At 71.1% G+C, this 20,981-nt stretch carries 11 protein-coding genes; 10 read left to right on the forward strand and 1 reads right to left on the reverse strand.

Translation table 11 applies throughout. The features are described 5' to 3' along the window. Nucleotides 1-614 precede the first annotated feature (614 nt). From AB0C36_RS06105 to AB0C36_RS06135, 7 genes are all read left to right on the forward strand, one after another. Nucleotides 615-2,162: a M28 family metallopeptidase gene (locus tag AB0C36_RS06105; protein ID WP_358349919.1), complete on the forward strand. Its 1,548-nt coding sequence runs from the start codon at nucleotides 615-617 to the stop codon at nucleotides 2,160-2,162. A 302-nt stretch (nucleotides 2,163-2,464) separates the two neighbouring features. After that, on the forward strand, nucleotides 2,465-2,944 hold the full coding sequence (locus AB0C36_RS06110; RefSeq protein WP_358349922.1) for a hypothetical protein: 480 nt from the start codon (nucleotides 2,465-2,467) through the stop codon (nucleotides 2,942-2,944). A 138-nt stretch (nucleotides 2,945-3,082) separates the two neighbouring features. Next, entirely contained in the window at nucleotides 3,083-4,666 is a 1,584-nt protein-coding gene (locus AB0C36_RS06115; RefSeq protein ID WP_358349925.1) for an alpha/beta hydrolase, read from the forward strand. Further along, entirely contained in the window at nucleotides 4,667-5,428 is a 762-nt protein-coding gene (locus AB0C36_RS06120) for a hypothetical protein (protein WP_358349927.1), read from the forward strand. It abuts the gene before it with no gap. Between the two features lie 102 nt (nucleotides 5,429-5,530). Then, nucleotides 5,531-7,495 (forward strand): VWA domain-containing protein, encoded by a 1,965-nt coding sequence (locus AB0C36_RS06125; RefSeq protein ID WP_358349930.1) that lies wholly within the window; start codon nucleotides 5,531-5,533, stop codon nucleotides 7,493-7,495. A gap of 202 nt (nucleotides 7,496-7,697) precedes the next feature. After that, nucleotides 7,698-9,098, forward strand: coding sequence for a hypothetical protein (locus AB0C36_RS06130; RefSeq protein ID WP_358349933.1), 1,401 nt, complete (start codon nucleotides 7,698-7,700; stop codon nucleotides 9,096-9,098). Nucleotides 9,099-9,215: 117 nt separating this feature from the next. Next, a complete protein-coding gene (locus tag AB0C36_RS06135; RefSeq protein ID WP_358349936.1) occupies nucleotides 9,216-11,141 on the forward strand; it encodes a VWA domain-containing protein in 1,926 nt (641 codons plus the stop codon). 1,583 nt (nucleotides 11,142-12,724) lie between these two features. On the opposite strand, the gene glgP is transcribed toward AB0C36_RS06135, so the two are convergent. After that, the gene (gene glgP / locus AB0C36_RS06140; RefSeq protein ID WP_358349939.1) at nucleotides 12,725-15,349 is read right to left on the reverse strand and encodes an alpha-glucan family phosphorylase; all 2,625 of its coding nucleotides are present in this window, start codon (nucleotides 15,347-15,349) and stop codon (nucleotides 12,725-12,727) included. Nucleotides 15,350-15,767: 418 nt separating this feature from the next. On the opposite strand from glgP, the gene AB0C36_RS06145 reads away from it, so the two are divergent. Genes AB0C36_RS06145 through AB0C36_RS06155 form a run of 3 tightly spaced genes read left to right on the forward strand, consistent with a single transcriptional unit; the run spans nucleotide 15,768 to nucleotide 20,946 of the window. Beyond that, the gene (locus tag AB0C36_RS06145) at nucleotides 15,768-17,753 is read left to right on the forward strand and encodes an alpha-1,4-glucan--maltose-1-phosphate maltosyltransferase (RefSeq protein WP_358349942.1); all 1,986 of its coding nucleotides are present in this window, start codon (nucleotides 15,768-15,770) and stop codon (nucleotides 17,751-17,753) included. Continuing rightward, nucleotides 17,750-19,444: a maltose alpha-D-glucosyltransferase gene (gene treS / locus AB0C36_RS06150; protein ID WP_358349943.1), complete on the forward strand. Its 1,695-nt coding sequence runs from the start codon at nucleotides 17,750-17,752 to the stop codon at nucleotides 19,442-19,444. The genes AB0C36_RS06145 and treS overlap by 4 nt, the downstream gene beginning before the upstream one ends. After that, on the forward strand, nucleotides 19,441-20,946 hold the full coding sequence (locus AB0C36_RS06155) for a maltokinase N-terminal cap-like domain-containing protein (protein WP_358349946.1): 1,506 nt from the start codon (nucleotides 19,441-19,443) through the stop codon (nucleotides 20,944-20,946). Before treS ends, AB0C36_RS06155 begins: the two co-directional genes overlap by 4 nt. Nucleotides 20,947-20,981 lie beyond the last annotated feature (35 nt).

A 20,981-nucleotide genomic window follows, 5' to 3' on the forward strand; every position in this document is an offset into this window, starting at 1 on the left:
AGGGGGGACGGGAACGGGGAAGGGTGGGGCACGCGGTGGGACAGCACGGTTCCGGCAAGGGCGCGCGCGGCGGGAGAGAGCAGGGCGGAAGAGAGCACGGCCCACCCGGCGGCCCGCAGGGCGACGCGGACGCGGCAGCGAACTCCGGGGCGAACTCCGAGGCGAACCCTGCGGTGAACGTTGGCGCGAACTCCGGGACGGGCCACGGGACGGGCTCTGGCGCGGACTCCGGAGAGAATGCCGTGGAGAACGCGGAAACAGGAGACGAGGGCTCCGCGGCACCTGCGCCCGAGGAAAACTGGGACAGTTGGCGATTGCGTCTCACGGACTACGGCATAGGGATACTGATCGCTCTGATCCTCACTCCCGTGCTGGGTTTCGCCGTACTCATGGCCGTGTCCGGCGACTTTCGGGATTACGTGCTGAAGTAACACGCGCCCCGCGCGGTGCGACCGTCCTCGTGAATGTTTGTAAATTCCGCCGGTCGCATCTGGTCTGTTGGGTGCTACCGGGGGTACGTTCCGCGGAACGTCCCGCGCGCCGCGCACCACCTCCCCGCCATCCCTGGGAGAGATGCGTGCCGTCGCGCCCGGTTTGCCCTGGAAAGGACCTGTATGACGCAGCGTCATCTCGGCCGGGCTCTCACCGCCGGTCTGGCGGGCATCGCGCTCGTGAGCCTCGCCGTCACCCCGGCCGAGGCGCACCCGCACAACGACGCGAAACTCGGCGAGAAGATCGCCAAGAAGGTCACGGCCGACAATGTCGCCAAGCACCTCAAGGCGTTCCAGAAGATCGCGGACCGCAATGGCAACACGCGGGTCGCCGGTGCGAGCGGCCACGAGAAGTCGGCGGACTACGTCGCCGAGAAGCTGTACCGCGCCGGGTATTTGATCACCGAGCAGGACTTCGAGTTCACGTACACCGAAACCCTGGCGGAAAGCCTCAAGGTCGTTTCGCCCACGCCGGCGGACGTGCCCGTCATAGTCATGTCCTACTCGCCGTCGACCCCGGTCGGCGGCATCACCGCGCAGGTCGCGGCGGTCCCGACCGGCGCCGACGCGACGCCCGGCTGCGAGGCGGAGGACTACGCGACCGGCTCGTACGCCGGGAAGATCTCCCTCGTCCAGCGCGGCGGCTGCACGTTCGCGCAGAAGCAGCAGGTCGCGGCGGGCGCGGGTGCGGTCGGCGCGATCATCTACAACAACACCGCGGGCGCCCTCAACGGCACGCTCGGCGACCCGACCGCTGGCATCGTGCCCACCGGCGGCGTGACGCAGGCCGACGGCCAGGCGCTGGCCGCGCAGGTGGCGGCCGGACCCGTCACCGTCACGCTCGAACTGCGCGAACTGCGCGAGCAGCGCACCACGACGAACGTCATCGCCGAGTCCAAGTGGGGCGACGAGGACAACATCGTGATGGCCGGCGCGCACCTGGACTCCGTGTCCGAGGGCCCGGGCATCAACGACAACGGCTCCGGCAGCGCGGGCCTCCTGGAGACCGCGATCCAGCTCGCCAAGTTCGAGGACCGCCCGGCCAACAAGGTGCGCTTCGCGTTCTGGTCGGCCGAGGAGTTCGGTCTGCTCGGCTCCGAGTACTACGTGTCGCAGCTGACGCCCGAGCAGCAGCGCAAGTTCGCGCTGTACCTCAACTTCGACATGATCGGCTCGCCGAACTACGCCGAGTTCGTGTACGACGGCGACAACTCGGACGGCGTGGGCTCCCCCGCCGGCCCGACCGGCTCCGCCGAGATCGAGGCGTTCATCAACGGCTACCTCGACAAGAAGGGTTCGGCCCACGAGGGCACGGACTTCGACGGACGCTCCGACTACGGGCCGTTCATCGCGGTGGGCATCCCGTCCGGCGGCACCTTCACCGGCGCCGAGGGCATCAAGACGCCCGAGCAGGCCGCGAAGTACGGCGGCACGGCGGGCGTCGCGTTCGACCCGTGCTACCACGCGGCGTGCGACACCACGGCCAACATCAGCAACAAGGCGCTCGACCTCAACTCCGACGTGATCGCCTACGCGATGGGGACGTTCGCCAACAGCACGCGCGCGGTCAACGGCAACTCCGACGGCAACCCGGGCTTCCCGCCCGAGGCGCGTTCGTCGGCGGCCGGCGCCGTCGACGCGGCGTACCGGCCGGGGTACGTCGCCTCCTGACGACGCACCGGCTCCCGACCCGTGGCCCCTCCGCCCCTCGCGGAGGGGCCACGGCCGTTGCGCCGCCCGCGCCCGGCCTCGGCTCCCGCACCGGCACCGGCACCTGGACGGGCACCGGTGCGGGTGCCGGTGCCGGTGGTGGCCGAGTCTCCGGGCCGAGGGAACCTCCGCCGCATCGGCCGCACTTCCACCCTTCGTGACCGGAAGCCGACGTTCCCGGCTTCATCCCTGTCACCTGGGGCGATCCGTCAGTAAAGTGACGCCCGGTATCGCCGTCGGGGACATGAGTCGGGGGACTTGTCATGGCCGATCAACCACCGCCCGGGCGCGCTCCCGAGCCCACCGGGCCGCCCGCGCCGGAGCCGACCGGCGTGGCACCGACGGGCGCCGCGCCGACGCGCCCGGGGACGCCCGGCACGCCCGCGACCCCGTCCCCCGCTCCCGGCGTGAACCCGTACCCGACGGATCCTCGGTACCTGCCAGGCATCGATCCCGCCCGGGCCGGCAAATACACCGTCCAGTCCGGGCTGTTGCTCCCGGCCGCGTCCCGCGCCGACGGCTGTGCGGACAGCCTGCTGGCGCTGAGCGCGGGACTCGCACAGGGCGCCCCCGCGGGCATGGCCGGATTCCGGACGGCGACTCAGGCGGGGTCCCTGGCCGACTCCTGGTCCCGCGAACTGGCGCTGGTCTCCGAGGCCGCACGGCAGTGCGCCACGAAGATCCGTACGACGACGAACGCGTACTTGGAAGCCGAGGCACGCAATGCCGGCAATCTGCGCTGAGGCAACTGATCCGGCAGGCACGACAGGCACAGCGGGTACGACCGGCACGACAGGCACAGCGGGTACGACCGGCACGACAGGCGCAGCAGGCACGACACGCACACGTCACGGTGGGGTGACACGCGGGGGGATACGCGGATGGTCACATACGACGCTCTTAAGGACGCACGGTTCGACTCGCTCCGGTCGCACGCCGACACGTGGGGCCGGACCATGAACCAACTCGACATCGTGGTACGCGATTTCGAACTCGGCGTCTGCGGCGCGACGGAGCATGCCGGGTGGAAGGGCGACGCCGCGGGCCTCGCCAACCCCGAACTCGAGGACGCCCTGCGGCGGATCCGCATCGCCGCCCTCGAGGCCCGCGCCGTCGCCGCCGAACTCGACTTCGCCGTCGAGGCGTTGAGCGACTGCCAGTACCGCCTGTTCGCCGAGGTGCACGCCGCGTTGACGAGCGGGGTGACGATCACGGGCAACGGCGCGGGCGGATTCACCGTCACCGAGACCCGGCCGCCCACCGCCCTGCGCGACGATCTGGAACTGTCCTCCGTACAGGCGATGCTCGACGGGTACGCCCAGCGCGTCCAGGGCATCCTCGACGACGCCGCCGCGGCCGACACGCTCCATGCCGCCCTGCTCGCCAAGCTCGCCGCCGGGGAGGTGGCACGCGGCGACGACGCCGCGCTCAAGCACGCGAAGCAGGACCTCGAGAGCGTCTTCGGCAGCATGTCGCCGCAGCAGACCGGGGCCTGGTGGGCCCAGATGACCGAGGCGGAGCGGCAGGCGTTCCTCGTCGACTACCCGTACGAGGTGGGCGCGATGGACGGCGTACCGGCGACCGTGCGCAACCAGGCGAACCAGGCCGCGCTGAACTCCCGCCTCGCCGACCTGGGGCCGCTCGTCACCGGGGGCACGGCCACCGCGGCCGAGCGCAAGGAGTGGGAGAACCTCCAGAAGATCAACCAGGTGATGGCGGGCAACGTCGAACGCCGTCCCGAAGAGCAGCTGATGCTGCTGAAGTTCGGCACCCGGACGCGGGACGGAGAGGTGGTCATCTCCGTGGGCAACCCCGACACCGCGAAGAACACCGCGATCACCGTGCCGGGCGTCAACACCACGGTCGCCGGCAAACTCACCGAGCAGGTGGAGCGGGCCACCAACCTCCAGCGTGTCGCCGACCGGGTCACGCCGGGCGTGCCGGGCGACGCCGCGGTCATCGTGTGGCTCGACTACGACTCCCCCGAACTCTCGCTCACGGCCGGTTCGTTGTCCTCGGGCGCCGGCCCCGGCCGGGCGCAGGAGGGAGCCGGACGGCTGGACCGCTTCGTGGACGGCACCCGGGTCACCGGGCCCAAGGACCAGCACCTGACCGTGGGCGGGCACAGCTACGGCACGTCCGTCGTCGCGTACGCGGCCCGCGACGGCGACGGACTCGACGCCGACGAACTCGTGTTCGTGGGCAGTCCCGGCGTGCAGGTCGACCACGCCGCCGACCTCAACTTCGACCCGAACCGGGTCTGGGTGGGGATCGCCCCGGACGACTGGGAGGCGCCCGCGTCCAGCTTCCTGCACGGCACGCTGCCCACCGACGACGATTTCGGCGCGCACCGCTTCGCCGCGAACGACGGCGGCCATTTCAGCTACTGGGACATGCGCTCGGAGTACGAGGGCGACACGAGCATCCAGAGCCAGGCCGACATCATGATGGGCAGGACCCCGTAAGTGACCGTGCCGCCGTTCGGAGTCCCGACCGTCACCCTCGCCCGCACCCGCGAAGACGGCTACCAGCTCCTGCGGATGTTCGTACTGGCGTCCGGCGCCGAGGAGTCGGACGGCGCGCTCGACATCTTGCCGGGGCCGTGCGGGGGCGAGATGGACCCCCGGGAGCGTGCCGAGGGCTACTACCGCGTGCTCGTGCTGGGCGGCTTCCGGGCCCTCGGCGACGACCAGCACGGCGCCTTCGCCGGCATGCACGACTTCGTGCGGCGCAACCGGTTCCGGGTCCGCCGCTACCGGAACCCCGAGGCGGCCGCGTACCGTCCGGACGCGGTCGGCCAGTGGGAGCTGAAGGGGGTCGTGGACGACCGGGACGGCTTCGCGTTCTCCGTCTTCACCGTGCGGCCGCAGACGCATGTCGCGGTCTGGATCACCAGCTCCTGCCGCCGCACTCCCGACCGCGACGAGCCCGAGGGGCCGTTCACCCTGCCGTCGCTGGTCCCGCACGTACCGTCGAACGCGCCCGTCTGGGCGCCGCGTCCGTGGGATGCGGCCCGGCTCGGGGACGCCGCCGCGTCGTCTGTGCTGCCGGTGCTGCCGGTGCCCCCGGCGCCGCCTGGGTCGCCTCGGCTACCTGGCTTGCCTGGACCGCCCGGGCGGCCCGGGCCGCCTGGGCCACCCGGGCAACCGGACGCACGGCGCGCCGCGCCGACCCTGCGAGCGCCCGATGCCGGCACGATCGAGCGGATCCGCGACCTCCTCGGCTGAGCGACGGGAACCCGTCAAGGGATACGCGAGGGTCCCTGACCGGCCGCAAGCGCGCCGATGATCCATACGCTCGGGGTCCGCCACGACGAAGGAAGCGGGTCCATGACCGTCCGAACCCGACGTACGCGTGCCTCGGTGCTCGTGCTCCCGGCTCTCATGCTCGGGGGCTTTCTGTCCGCCGGTGCCGCCCAGGCCGCGCCCGCCGCACCGTCCACACCTGCCGCGCCGGTCGCGGCCTCGGCCGCGGAGGCCGGGCCGCCGCCGAAGATGGAACTGGTGCTGGACCTGTCCGGTTCGATGAAGGAGAACGACGCGGGCGGTCAGACCCGCCTCGCGGCCGCCAAGCAGGCGGTGGGCCGCATCATCGACACGGCACCTGCCGACGCCGCCCTCGGACTGCGCGTCTACGGCGCCACCTACGCGGGCGAGAACAAACCCGAAGGTTGCGCGGACACCCAGCAGTTGTTCCCGGTCAAGACCATGGACGCCGCCGCGCGTACCGCCGCGAAGCAGCGCGTGGCCGGGATGAACGCGGTCGGCTTCACGCCCATCGGGGTGTCCCTGCGCGAAGCGGCCAAGGACGTCGGCACCGACGGCAAGCGCCGCATCGTGCTGGTCTCCGACGGCGAGGACACCTGCGCACCCCCGCCGCCCTGCGACGTGGCCCGCGAACTCAAGGCCCAGGGCATCGACCTGGCCGTCGACGTCGTCGGCTTCAAGACCAGCGGCGCCGCCCGCGACCAACTCAAGTGCATCGCGCAGGTGTCCGGGGGCGAATACGCGGACGCGGCCGACGCCGACGCGCTCACCGCCAACCTGAGCACCCTGTTCCGCCGTGCCTGGACGACGTACAACGCCACCGGGATTCCGGTGCAGGCCTCGACCACCAACTGCGCCGAGGCACCGCTGATCGGCCCCGGGCAGTACCTCGACGCCGTCACCACGGGCGGCAAGCAGTACTACCGCGTCAAGAAGACACCCGACCAGATCCTCCAGGTGAGCGCCACGGTCGCGCTGACGCCGTCGATCCAGCACTCGAACATCGAGATCGACGCCGGGCCCATGACCCCGACGGGCGACCCGCGCGGGTGGATGCGCGCCTTCAGCCAGAGCACCGGATGGGCGAACGTGCTGTCCGTCGGCGGCCGGACCGAGGCTCCCAAGCCCGGCTCCACCCCCGACTCGGTGCCCGGTGACGAGGGCTGCGTGATGATCGAGAACCATGTGACCGACCCGACCGAGAAGCGCTTCCCGCTCGAACTCCAGATCGGCCTCGCGGACGCCGACCTCGCCAAGAGCGCCGGCAAGTCCGTGGCCGCGCCGACCCCCAAGACCGGTGCGGACGCGACCGGCGGCTTCTCGTTCAACAGCGCCACCCCGATCGGTGCCGGTACGCACAAGCAGAGCATCGCCGTCGGCGAGTGGCCGATCTGGCGCGTCGACCTCAAGGCCGGTCAGCGCCTGACCGTCAAGGCCGGGGCGCAGATCCCCGCGGACCTGCCGTACTCGCCCAACTCCGGCCTCGGCGTCCTGCTGTTCAACCCGCAGCGCGACAGCGTGGGCTGCTCCACCAGCCGGGGCGCGATCGAGCTGATCGGCTCACGCACCGGCCGCGTCGAAAAGGTGTGCGACACCTGGGAGATCGCCAAGCCGAACGACACGAGCGTCCAGAACGCCGGGTTCAGCGAGCCGGGCACGTACTACATCGCGCTGGGCCTCGGCTCGCTGCCCGAAGAGGCGCTGGGCGCGGTGATCCCGGTCGACCTGACCGTGGCCGTCGACGGCACGCCGCGCACCGAGCCCCGGCTCGTCTTCGACTTCGGCGGTACGCCGGCGTCGACCGGGACCGGGAACGGTGCCGCGGCCACCGGCGGTGACGGCAGCGCGGCGGGCGCGGCCCGGCCCGGCCAGACACCGGGGGCGAACGGCGCCGAACTGGCCGGCGAGCCGACGTCGGCGGCGCGGGACGACAAGTCCACCGCGGAGGAACTCGCGCTGCCCGTCGGTATCGCGGCCGCCGTACTGCTGCTCGCGGGCGTCGGCTACTACGGTCTGCGACGGCGCTGATCGATGGTCGTGCCTGTCGTGCGGGCCGTGCCTGTCGTGCGTGAAGCGCTTCACGCACGGCACGCACGGCAGGACCGGCACGACCGGCAGGTCACGAGGGATACGCGAGGGTCCCTAGTGCTGTCTGCCGCGCCGCATGATCCCTACGATCGTGGCTCCGCGGAGTTTGCGGCATGGGAGCGACGACAAGGAGCCGGAGTCCATGACCATCCGAACACGACGCTCGCGCGCCGCCGTGCTCGCAATACCCGTGCTCATGCTCGTCGGAATCCTGCCCGCGTCCTCCGCATCGGCCGAACCGGAGGACTACCGGGGCAAGAGCTACCAGACCTCGGGAACACCCGTGAAAGGCTCGACGGTCGACTGCAAGGACGCGCCGGTCGTGACGCCCGGCCAGTACGTGGACAGCCTGCCCGGTGAGAAGGATCTCTACTACCGCGTGAAGAAGGCCCCCGGCCAGCTCCTCCAGGTCAGCACGACGGTCGTGCTGGCACACCGCTTCACCCGAAGCTCCAGCATCGAGGTGTTCGCCGGACCGATGCCGGCCGACACCAAGCCGGAGGGCTGGCTGCGCTCGTTCGCCACGGTGGTCGGCTGGGCGAACGTCCTTTCCACCGGTGCCCGGAGCGAAGTCCAGGACCCGAACGACGACCCCCGTCCGCTGCCGCCCGACGACATGGGCTGCATCAGGATCAACAACCGCATCAGCGCCAAGGACGACCCGGCGTTCCCCGTCGAACTGCTGATCGGCCTCGCCGACGGCGACCCCGCGAAGGCGGCCGTACCGCAGGCGCCGCAGCAGGTGCGTACCGGGGCCGACGCGGTGGGCGGCTCCTCGTTCCAGAACGCGACGCCGATCGCCCCCGGCACGTACCGGCAGAACCTCACGGTCGGCGAGTTCCCGATGTGGCGCGTCGACGTGCGGCCGGGACAGCGCCTGTCGATCAAGGGCGGTGTCGAGACGCCAGGGGACTTCCCGTACGCCACCACGATGGCGTTCACCGTCGCGACGTTCAACGAGATGCGGAAGGAGACGATCTGCGCCACCGACTCCTCCGGCCGCATCCAGCTCTTCGACCGCCTGAAAGGCCGCTTCGAAGTGTCGTGCGGGCCCTGGGAGATCGCCGACCCCGAGGAGATCCGGAGCAACAACTTCGAGTACGCCACCCCCGGGACCTACTACATCCAGCTCGCCGTCGCCGAGCCCGCCGAGAGCGCCGTCGGGCGCGTCGTCCCCATCGACATGGTCGTCGGCGTCGAGGGTACGCCGCGCGCCGAACCCGCCCCGGTCTTCGACTTCGGCGGCGCTTCGGTGCCGCCCGGGAGCGGTGCGGCGCAGTCGGCGAACGGGACCGGCAACGCGCCGACGACGGGCGGGACCGGCGGGTCCGGCGCCCCCGGCAACGGGTCGCAGCAGCCGGGCACCCAGGGCGGGAAAGGCACGGAAGGCGCGTCGGGCACGGCCGAGTTGCCGGGCGAGTCGACGTCCGCAGACGGCGGCTCGGACGACTCCTCGGCGCGGAAGCTGGCACTGCCGATCGGCATCGTCATGGGCGTCGCGCTGCTCGGCGGCGTCGGCTACTACGGCCTGCGGCGCCGCTGAACTCACCGGCTCACCGGGCCGCCACATCGAACGAACACGTGAACGGACGCGTGAACCGACGCGCCGGAACACCACCGCGACGCGGGCACCGAGAACCACGACGAAGGAAATGGAGCCATGAACACCAGAAACCGTCGCATGCGGGCCACGGCGCTCGCCGTACCGGCCCTCGTGCTCGGCGGGCTCCTGCCCTCCGCCACCAGTGCCCACGCGGCGCCGGCCGAGGGCGAACCCCCGCCGAAGATCGAACTGGTGCTGGACCTGTCCGGTTCGATGAAGGAGAACGACGCGGGCGGCCAAACCCGCCTCGCCGCCGCCAAGCAGGCGGTGGGCCGCATCATCGACACCGCGCCGGAGAGCGCGCAGTTGGGCCTGCGGGTGTACGGGGCCACGTACAGCGGTCAGGACAAGGGCCCGGGCTGCGCGGACACCCAGCAGCTCTTTCCGGTCAAGACCATGGACGCCGCCGCGCGCACCGACGCGAAGCAGCGCGTCGCCGCCATGAACGCCGTGGGCTTCACGCCCATCGGCGTCGCGTTGCGCGAGGCGGCCAAGGACGTGGGTACGAACGGCAAGCGCCGCATCGTGCTGGTCTCCGACGGCGAGGACACCTGCGCACCCCCGCCGCCCTGCGACGTGGCCCGCGAACTCAAGGCCCAGGGCATAGACCTGGCCGTCGACGCGGTCGGCTTCAAGACCAGCGGCGCCGCCCGCGACCAACTCAAGTGCATCGCCCAGGTGAGCGGCGGGTCGTACGCCGACGCGGACAACGCCGACGCGCTCACCACGAACCTGAGCACGCTCTTCCGCAAGGCGTGGACGACGTACCAGGCGACCGGCACGCCCATCAAGGGCTCGATCGAGGGCTGCGCCGACGCGCCGATGATCACACCGGGGCAATACCTGGACAACCTCACCGGCGGGCGCGATGTGTACTACCAGGTCAAGAAGCGTCCGGACCAGCTCCTCCAGGTCTCCGCGACGGCCGTCGCGGAGGAGGGCTACGGGCGCGGCGCCGGTCTGACGGTGCAGGCCGGGACCGTCGGCAGCGGGGACCCGGACGACTGGCTGCGGCAGTACGAGCAGTCGGTGGGCTGGGCGAACGTGATCACCGCGGGCGCGCGCAGCAAGCCGGACGACAAGGGCACGCCGCCGCCGAACGACATCGGCTGCATCATGATCGAGAACAAGGTCACCGATGCGGGCGACATGCCGATGCCCCTCGAACTGCTGGTCGGTATCGCGGAGACGAAGAGCGGCGGGGCCACGGCGAAGGACGTCCCGGTGAAGACCGGGCCCGACGCGGTGGGCGGCTTCTCGTTCAACAGCGCGACGCCGATCGGGCCGGGCACGTACAAGCAGAGCATCGCGGTCGGCGAGGCGCCGTTCTGGCGCGTGGACCTGAAGGCCGGGCAGCAGCTCACGGTCAAGGCGGGCGTCGACATCCCGCACGACTTCCCCAACAGCATCACGGCGGGGTGGAGCGTGAAGATCTTCAACGCCACCCGCAACCCGACGACGTGCGACCCCAAGGACTCCAGCGTCGTCAAGCTGATCCAGCGCGAGAAGGGCCGCTTCGAGCGGACGTGCGGGCCTTGGCAGATCGCCCGTCCGGAGGACGCCGGCAGCTTCGACCCGAACGGGTACGCCGTGCCCGGCACCTACTACATCCAACTCCAGGTCGCCGAGCCCCCGGAGGAGGGTATGGGCCTGGTCGTGCCGATCGACCTGAGTATCGAGGTCGGCGGTACGCCGCGTCCCGGCACCGACCCAATCTTCGCGTTCGACGGCGAGACCGCGGCCGCCGCGGCGACCGGCGGCAGCCAGGGCCAGGCCGCGACCGGCGGCCAGGCGACCGGGAACTCCGGCCAGAACGGCAAGGAGCAGACCGGCAAGGGCGGCGAGAGCGTCGACCTGCCCGGCAAGTCCGCGTCGGCCGAGGACGACGACTCGACGGCGAGCAAGATCGCGCTGCCGGTCGGCATCGTCCTGGGCGTCGCCCTGCTCGGCGGCGTCGGCTACTACGGCCTACGACGACGATGAGCCGGTAGCGCCGGGTCGTGTCGGTGCCTGCGGCAGGAAGTGCATGCCGGTCCAGCGGTCGCCGATGCCACCGACGTTGCCGACGCGACGCCGTACGGGAGACACGAGCGTCGCCACGCGTGGATCACGATGCAAGCGTCACCACGCGTGGGTCACCACGCACGGGTCACCACGCTCCCAACCCGCCCCCTCCTCCCGCCCCTTCCATATCTCGGGAACGTCCGCCGCCACCCCAAGGTGCCGGGCTCGCCCCCCGGCCACCCGAAACAACGTAGCGTCGGCACACTCGAACACACGTAACACCGCGGGGCGGTGCGACCGGACCCAACTCCGGCCGCACCGCCCCGGTGCGTTCACGGTGCGTTCCCGCTCTTGCGGTACGTTTCCGGGGCTCCGATCCGACGACCCCGATCCAGCAACTCCCGAGCCGGTGACCCCGATCCCGAGGCCCGTTCCCAAGACCGAACCTGTGCCGCCGTTCCTGCGACCCCGTTCCGGGATCCCGAACCGGTGCCCCCGTTCCCAGGCCCCCGCTCCAGGTCTCGAACCGGTGACCCCGGTCCCGCAGTCCTGTTCCCGGGATCGCGATCCGGTGCCGCCGTTCCCGCGGCCCCGTTCCCGGGGCCGAGTTCCCGGGCTCCGTTCCCAGGACCCGTTCCTGCGACCCCGTTCCGGGATCCCGAACCGGTGCCCCCGTTCCCAGGCCCCCGCTCCGGGTCTCGAACCGGTGACCCCGGTCCCGCAGTTCTGTTCCCAGGATCCAGAACCGGTGGCCCCGATCCGCAGTCCCGTTCCCAGGATCCCGAACCCGCGACCCCGGTCCAGGGACCCCGTCCAGGGACCCCGTCCGGGGACCCCGTCCGGGGACCCCGTTCCCGCGATCCCGTTCCGGGATCCCCCGTTCCCGCAGTCCCGTTCCAGGTCCCGAACCGGTGACCCCGGTCCCGCAGTCCTGTTCCCAGGATCCAGAACCGGTGGCCCCGATCCCGCAGTCCTGTTCCCAGGATCCCGAACCCGCGACCCCGGTCCAGGGACCGTCCAGGGACCCCGTTCCCGCGATCCCGTTCCGGGATCCCCCGTTCCCGCAGTCCCGTTCCAGGTCCCGAACCGGTGACCCCGTTCCCGCACTCCCGTTGCCAGGACCCGATCCGGTGCCGCCGTTCCCGCGGCCCCGCTTCCGGGGCCGAGTTCCCGGGCCCGTTCCGCGGCCCGTTCCCGGGCTCCGTTGCCAGGACCCGTTCCCGCGACCCCGTTCCGGATCCCGACCCGGTGACCCCGATCCCGCGGCCCCGGTCCCGCAGTCCTGTGCCCGGGATCCCGAACCGGTGACCCCGTTCCCGCGGTCCGGTTCAGGACCCCATCCCTGCAACCCCGGTCGCGCAGTCCTGTTCCCAGGATCCAGAACCGGGGACCCCAATCCCGCGATCCCGTTCTCAGGATCCCGAACCCGCGACCCCGATCCAGGGACCCCGATCCACGGACCCCGATCCCGTGATCCCGGCCCCGCGATGTGTTCACGCGGTGCGTTCACCGCGGGTTCCCACCACACCTGATCGCCCGGACTGCGGCCGAGGATCACTCGTTCAGCGCAACGGCAGTCCGTCGGCGACGCCTTCGCCGTCCGCCGGGACGGCGATGAGTCCGAGTTCCGCCGGAGTGGCCAGCAGCGCGTGGGCGGGCATCACCCGAACGGTGTAGCCGAACGGACCCGTTCGGTCCAAGGCGAGCGACCCCTCGTAGAACCAGCGGCCGTGCTCGTCGCGGCGTACCGGCTTGAGCGGGGCCACCGCCCCGTCCACGATCGCGTCGGCGCCGTCGACCCGGCCGTGCACGACCTGCACCTCGACATCCGAGGGGCGCAGGTCGCCCAGGCTCACGAACACCCGCAGGTCGAGCGTGTTGCCGACCTCGGGGGCGTCTCCTATCCCGCCGGACTCGACGTGGTCCACGCGGACCTGCGGCCACGCACCGCGGACCTCGGCCTTCCAGGCCGCCAGGGTCTTCGCCCCGACCAGTTCGTCGGCCGCCATGGAGCGGGCGCCGAGCGCGGCCGGCGCGTACAGGCTGTCGACGTAGTCCTTGACCATGCGCGACGCGAGGACCTTCGGGCCCAGCGACACCAGGGTGTGACGGACCATTTCGAGCCACCGGCTCGGCAGTCCGTCCGGCCCCCGGTCGTAGAACCGGGCCGCCACGTTGTGCTCGACCAGGTCGTAGAGGGCGTTGGCCTCCAGGTCGTCGCGGCGGTCCGGGTCCTCGACGCCGTCGGCGGTGGGGATGGCCCAGCCGTTCGAGCCGTCGTACCACTCGTCCCACCAGCCGTCGAGGATCGACAGGTTGAGGCACCCGTTGAGCGCGGCCTTCATGCCCGACGTGCCGCACGCCTCCAGCGGGCGCAGCGGGTTGTTGAGCCAGACGTCGCAACCCGGGTAGAGGTGCTGCGCCATGGCGATGTCGTAGTCGGGCAGGAAGACGATGCGGTGGCGCACGTCCTCCTGGTCGGAGAACTTCACCAGTTCCTGGACGAGCCGCTTGCCGCCCTCGTCGGCCGGGTGCGCCTTGCCCGCGACGACGATCTGGATCGGGCGGGTGGGGTGCAGCAGCAAGCCGCGCAGGCGCTCCTTGTCGCGCAGCATGAGGGTGAGGCGCTTGTACGACGGCACGCGCCGGGCGAACCCGATGGTCAGCACGTCGGGGTCCAACGCGTGCTCGGTCCAGCCGAGTTCCGCGTCGCCGGCGCCGCGCAGGCGCCACGAGTCGCGCAGCCGTACGCGGGCCTCGGTGACCAGCTTCGCCCGCAGCGTGCGCCGCAGGTCCCACACGGCCTGGGCCGGGATCTGCTCGATCGCGGTCCAGCCGTGCGCCTCCTCGGTCAGCTCCGGGCCGATCTCGCGGGCCGCCAGCTCCAGGACGTCGCGGTCCACCCAGGTGGGGGCGTGCACACCGTTGGTGATCGACCCGATGGGCACCTCGGCGGGGTCGAATCCCGGCCACAGTCCCGCGAACATGCCCTGGCTGACGTGCCCGTGCAGTTCGCTGACGCCGTTGGCGCGCTGGGCCAGGCGCAGGCCCATGACGGCCATGTTGAACACGCCCGGCTCGCCGCCCGGGAACGTCTCGGCGCCCAGCGCGAGCACCCGCTCGACGGGTACGCCGGGGGCTTCGTTGTCGCCGCCGAAGTGCCGGGCGATCAGCTCGCGGTCGAAGCGGTCGATGCCCGCCGGCACCGGGGTGTGGGTGGTGAACACCGTCCCGGCGCGGACCGCTTCGAGGGCGGCGTCGAAGTCGAGGCCGCTGCTTTCGTGGTACTCGCGGATGCGCTCGACGCCCAGGAACCCGGCGTGGCCCTCGTTGGTGTGGAAGACCTCGGGCTGGGGGTGGCCGGTGAGCGCGCAGAACTCGCGGACGGCGCGGACGCCGCCGATGCCGAGCAGCATTTCCTGGTGCAGGCGGTGCTCGCTGGTGCCGCCGTACAGCCGGTCGGTCACCTCGCGCTCGAAGGGCTCGTTCTCCTCGATGTCGGAGTCGAGCAGCAGCAGCGGGACGCGTCCGACCTGCGCCTTCCAGATGCGGGCGTGCAGTTCGCGGCCGCCGGGCAGGCCGATGAGGATGCGGGCCGGCGTACCGTCCGGGTGCCGGACCAGCGTGAGCGGGAGTTCGTTGGGGTCGAGCAGCGGGTAGCGCTCCTGCTGCCAGCCGTCGCGCGACAGCGACTGCCGGAAGTAGCCGTGCCGGTAGAGCAGGCCGACGCCGATGATCGGGACGCCGAGGTCGCTCGCGGCCTTGAGGTGGTCCCCGGCCAGGATGCCGAGGCCGCCGGAGTACTGCGGCAGGGCCGCGGTGATGCCGAACTCGGGGGAGAAATAGGCGATCGCGGCGGGGGCGCCGTCGGGGGTGCTGCCCGGCTCGGGCAGCGACTGGTACCAGCGGGCACCGGTCAGGTAGTCGTTGAGATCCCCCGCCGCGACCGTCAGTCGGGCCAGGAATCTGCGGTCCTCGGCGAGCGCGGCGAGCTTGTCGGTCGGCACCGCGCCGAGCAGGCGGACGGGATCCTGGCCGACTGCGGCCCAGGTCTCCGGGTCGATGGACTCGAACAGGTCACGGGTTTCCGCGTGCCAGGACCAGCGGAGGTTCATCGCCAGCTGGCCGAGGGGCTCCAGTGGAGCGGGCAGAACCGTGCGCACGGTGAAACGGCGGATTGCTCTCACAGCCACCAGACCCTAGCCGGAACCCGGCATGACTTGCGACAGTGGATGCGTGGTGTTTGCAGGGATGGCAAGATCTTGCAGCAAGTGCCGACAACTGAACCAGCCGCAGGCCCAGCGGACGGTATCCATGCGGTAATTGCGCCATTTGGACCGTGCCCCGCCTGCCGTCGTGATCGTTGAACGAGCGCGTCCCTCGCCCACCTCTTCGCGGGTGAGATCACGTGTCGCAATCGCCGTTACCGGGCAGTCGAGCAGGAGCGTGGGCATGGGCAGTGCGGCCAGGAAGCGTCCGGGTGCGCCGGTCCGATCCCCTCGGAAGACGACCGCGGCCGCACCCGCGAAGAAGCCGGGCGCGACCCGAGCCGCCGCTGCCACGGCCCACGCACCCGCCGTTCCCCACGCAGCAGGACCGGAGCCGATGATCGGTCGCATCCCCATCCTCGACGTCCAGCCCCTCGTCGACTGCGGCACGCGCCCCGTGCGCTGTGTCGCGGGCGAGTCCTTCGAGATCACCGCGACGGTGTTCCGCGAAGGACACGACGCCCTCGGCGTGAACCTCGTGCTCCGCGATCGCCGCGGACGCCAGGGCCCGTACCTGCCGATGACGCAGGGCGCGCCCGGCACCGACAGATGGCACGCGGAGATCACTCCGCCGTCGGAGGGCATGTGGTCGTACGCGGTCGAGGCGTGGAGCGATCCGATCGGCACCTGGCGGCACGCCGCCGAGATCAAGGTGCCGGCCGGGATGGACGTCGAGCTCATGCTCGAGGAGGGCGCGCTGCTGCTGGAGCGCGCCGCCGAGGGCGTGCCCAAGCGCGCTGGCCGGGCGCCGGTGCTGGACGCGGTCGACGTGCTCCGCGACACCGGGAAGGAGCCGGAGGTACGCCTCGCCGCGGCCCTGGCCCCCTCGGTGACCGCCGCGCTGGCCGCCCACCCGCTGCGCGAACTGGTGACCTCCAGCCCCCGGTTCCCGCTCCAGGTCGAGCGGCAGCGCGCGCTGTTCGGCTCGTGGTACGAGTTCTTCCCGCGCTCGGAGGGCGCCGAGGTCGACCCCGCGGGCGTCCTGCCGCCCCGCTCCGGGACTTTCCGCACCGCGATGGAGCGCCTGCCCGCGATCGCCGCGATGGGCTTCGACGTCGTGTACCTGCCGCCGATTCACCCGATCGGCACGGCGTACCGCAAGGGGCCCAACAACACGCTGGAGGCCGGGCCGCACGACCCCGGGTCGCCGTGGGCGATCGGCTCGCCGGAGGGCGGCCACGACGCCGTGCACCCCGACCTGGGCACCATCGAGGACTTCGACGCGTTCGTGGCGCGGGCCCGCGAACTGCGTCTGGAGGTCGCGCTCGACTTCGCGCTCCAGGTCTCGCCGGACCACCCGTGGGTCGAGAAGCACCCCGAGTGGTTCACCCGAAGGGCTGACGGATCGATCGCCTATGCGGAGAACCCGCCGAAGAAGTACCAGGACATCTACCCGGTCAACTTCGACGAGGACTTCCAGGGCATCGTGCGCGAGACGCTGCGGGTGCTGCGCTTCTGGATGAAGCACGGCGTGCGGATCTTCCGCGTCGACAACCCGCACACCAAGCCGGTGGTCTTCTGGGAGAAGGTCATCGCCGAGGTCAACGGGCGCGACCCCGACGTGATCTTCCTGGCCGAGGCGTTCACCCGGCCGGCGATGATGCACACGCTGGCGAAGATCGGGTTCCAGCAGTCCTACACGTACTTCACCTGGCGTACCGGCAAGGACGAGCTCCAGGAGTACCTGACCGAGCTGTCCGGCGACGCTGCGGCGTACATGCGCCCCAACTTCTTCGTCAACACGCCGGACATCCTGCACGCGTCACTCCAGTACGGCGGGCCGGCGGCCTTCAAGATCCGGGCCGCGCTGGCCGCCACGCTGTCCCCGACCTGGGGCGTGTACGCGGGGTTCGAACTGTTCGAGCACGTCGCGGTGGCGCCGGGGAGCGAGGAGTACCTCGACTCCGAGAAGTACCAGTACCGCCCGCGGGACTGGGCGGCGGCGGAGCGCGAGGGGCGGTCGCTGTCGCCGTACCTGACGATTCTTAACCGGGTGCGCCGACACCATCCGTCGCTGCAACATCTGCGAAACCTCAGATTCCATCACACCGACAACGATGCGGTGATGGCCTTCTCCAAGCGCACCCGAACGGGTGCCGCGGACGATCTCGTGGTGGTCGTGGTGAACCTCGACCCCCACGCGATCCACGAGGCCACCGTGTCCTTGGACATGCCTTCCCTCGGCATGGACTGGCAGGACACGTTCCCGGTGCACGACGAGTTCACCGGGGCGAGTTACCGCTGGGGTCAGCACAACTATGTGCGCCTCGACCCGGCACTCGAACCCGCGCATCTCTTCTCGGTCCGGAGGAACAACCCGTGATCGTCAATGAACCCATCTCCGACACTTTTGACGACACACCCCGCAGCCGCCGCGACCCGCTGTGGTTCAAGCGCGCGGTCTTCTACGAGGTCCTGGTCCGCTCGTTCCAGGACAGCAACGGCGACGGCTGCGGCGACCTGAAGGGTCTGACGGCCAAGCTCGACTACCTGCAATGGCTGGGTGTCGACTGCCTGTGGCTGCCGCCGTTCTTCGCGTCGCCGCTGCGCGACGGCGGCTACGACGTCGCCGACTACACGGCGGTGCTGCCGGAGTTCGGGGACCTGGCCGACTTCGTCGAGTTCGTCGACGCGGCGCACAAGCGCGGCATGCGGGTCGTCATCGACTTCGTCATGAACCACACCAGCGACCAGCACATGTGGTTCCAGGAGTCGCGCAACAACCCCGACGGGCCGTACGGCGACTACTACGTCTGGGCCGACGACGACAAGCAGTACGGCGACGCCCGCATCATCTTCGTGGACACCGAGACGTCCAACTGGACGTACGACCCGGTCCGCAAGCAGTACTTCTGGCACCGCTTCTTCAGCCACCAGCCGGACCTGAACTACGAGAACCCGCGCGTCCAGGAGGAAATGCTCGCGGGCCTGCGGTTCTGGCTCGACCTGGGCATCGACGGCTTCCGGCTCGACGCGGTCCCGTACCTCTTCGCCGAAGAGGGCACGAACTGCGAGAACCTGCCGGCCACCCACGAGTTCCTCAAGCGGGTGCGCAAGGAGATCGACGACAAGTACCCCGACACGGTGCTGCTCGCCGAGGCCAACCAGTGGCCCGAGGACGTCGTCGACTACTTCGGCGACGGCGACGAGTGCCACATGGCGTTCCACTTCCCCGTCATGCCGCGCATTTTCATGGCCGTGCGCCGCGAATCGCGCTACCCGGTCTCGGAGATCCTGGCCGGCACGCCGTCGATCCCGCTCAACTGCCAGTGGGGCATCTTCCTGCGCAACCACGACGAGCTGACACTCGAGATGGTGACGGACGAAGAGCGCGACTACATGTACGCGGAGTACGCCAAGGACCCGCGCATGCGCGCCAACGTCGGCATCCGCCGCCGCCTCGCGCCGCTCCTGGACAACGACCGCAACCAGATCGAGCTGTTCACCGCGCTGCTGCTGTCGCTACCGGGCTCGCCCGTCCTGTACTACGGCGACGAGATCGGCATGGGCGACAACATCTGGCTCGGCGACCGCGACGGCGTGCGTACGCCCATGCAGTGGACGCCCGACCGCAACGCCGGGTTCTCGGCGTGCGATCCGGGCCGCCTCTACCTGCCGACCATCATGGACCCGGTCTACGGCTACCAGGTCACCAACGTCGAGGCCCAGATGAGCAGCGCGTCCTCGCTGCTGCACTGGACCCGCCGGATGATCGAGGTCCGCAAGCAGAACCCGGCCTTCGGGCTGGGCGTCTACAACGAACTGTCCTCTTCCAACCCGTCGGTTCTCGCGTTCCTGCGCGAGTACGAGGACGACATCGTGCTGTGCGTCCACAACTTCTCCCGGTTCGCCCAGCCGACCGAGCTCGACCTGCGCCAGTTCGAGACATACCAGCCCGTCGAGCTGCTCGGCGGGGTGACTTTCCCGGCAATCGGCGAACTTCCGTATCTCTTGACGCTGGCGGGGCACGGTTTCTACTGGTTCCGACTCACCCGGGGAGCGCGAACGCTGTGACAGAGTCCACCCGACCCCATGACCTGCGCGGTATTCCGGTGGATGCCGTCTGCGGACAGCTGCTGCCCTGGCTGCCGCGGCAGAGATGGTTCGCCGGCAAGGGCCGGACGATCCGAGGGGTCCGGGTGGTCTCCGCGGTCGAGGTGGTCCGGGGCGATCCGGCGATGTTCCACGTCGTGCTCGCCGTCGAGCACGAGGCCGCCGCCGGGCACCCGGCCGCCGTCGACCACTACCAACTCCTCCTCGGCGTGCGCCGGTGGCGCATCGACCGGCTCGACTACGCGACGATCGGCCGGGTGCGCGGGGGCACGCACGACGGCACGGTGCTCTACGACGCCGCCCACGACAGCGAGTTGTCGCGGTGGCTGCTGGAACGGTTCGCCGACGCGACGGTCGACCGGCCCGCCGCGGCCGGGCCGCTGGTCTTCCACCGGTACGCCGACCGCCCGCCGCGCACCCGGCTCGCCGGTCTGGTGGTCGGCGCCGAGCAGTCCAACACCTCGATCGTCTTCGGCGACGACGTCATCATGAAGCTGTTCCGCAGGCTCACCCCCGGGGTCAACCCGGACCTGGAGCTCTGCCTCGCCCTCGCGGACGCCGGCTCCCGGCGCATCCCGCAGCCGGTCGCCTGGTTCGAGTCCGAGTTCGGCGGCGAGACCACGACCCTCGGCCTGCTCCAGGAGTACCTGCGCACCGGCACCGACGGCTGGGAACTGGCCAAGACCTCGGTCCGCGACCTGTACGCCGACCAGGACCTGCACGGCATCGGCTCGGCGGACGCGCTGCGCGCCCACGAGGTCGGCGGCGACTTCGCCGGGGAGTCCTTCCGGCTCGGCGTGGCCACCGCCGAGGTGCACGCGGACCTGGCCCGTACGCTGCCCACCGAGACCGCCGGCGAGGAGCAGCTCGCGGCCCTCGCCGAGCAGATGAGCCGCCGCCTGGACGCCGCGACGGAGGTCGTGGCCGACCTCGCGCCGTTCGCGGACCGGCTGCGCGACGCGTACCGCGACCTGGCGCGCCTGGGCCGCGAGGACCACCCGGTGCCGCTGCAGCGCATCCACGGCGACTTCCACCTCGGCCAGGTCATGCGCACCGCCACCCGGTGGGTGCTCATCGACTTCGAGGGCGAGCCGGCCCAGCCGCTGGTCGAACGGCGGGCGCTGCACTCGCCGCTGCGCGACGTCGCGGCGATGCTGCGCTCCTTCGACTACGCCGCGCGCCACCTGCTCGCCGAGCGCCGCGCGGGCGGCGCCGGGAGCCCCGCGCCGCACCTGGTGCGCCGGGCCGAGGAGTGGGCGATGCGCAACCGCGACGCCTTCTGCGCCGGGTACGCCAAAGCCGGTGCGGTCGACCCGCGCGCCGAACCGGTGCTGCTGCGCGCCTTCGAGACCGACAAGGCGGTCTACGAGGTCGTGTACGAGTCCGGAAACCGCCCCACGTGGCTCCCTGTCCCGATGTCCGCGATCCGTCGTCTTGCCGACCGGGCGCCCCAGCCGCACTGAGCCGTGCGGGACGTTCCCGCCCACCCCTGGAGGTC

It is taken from the genome of Streptodolium elevatio (assembly GCF_040649515.1).
Classification (GTDB): Bacteria; Actinomycetota; Actinomycetes; order Streptomycetales; family Streptomycetaceae; genus Yinghuangia; species Yinghuangia elevatio.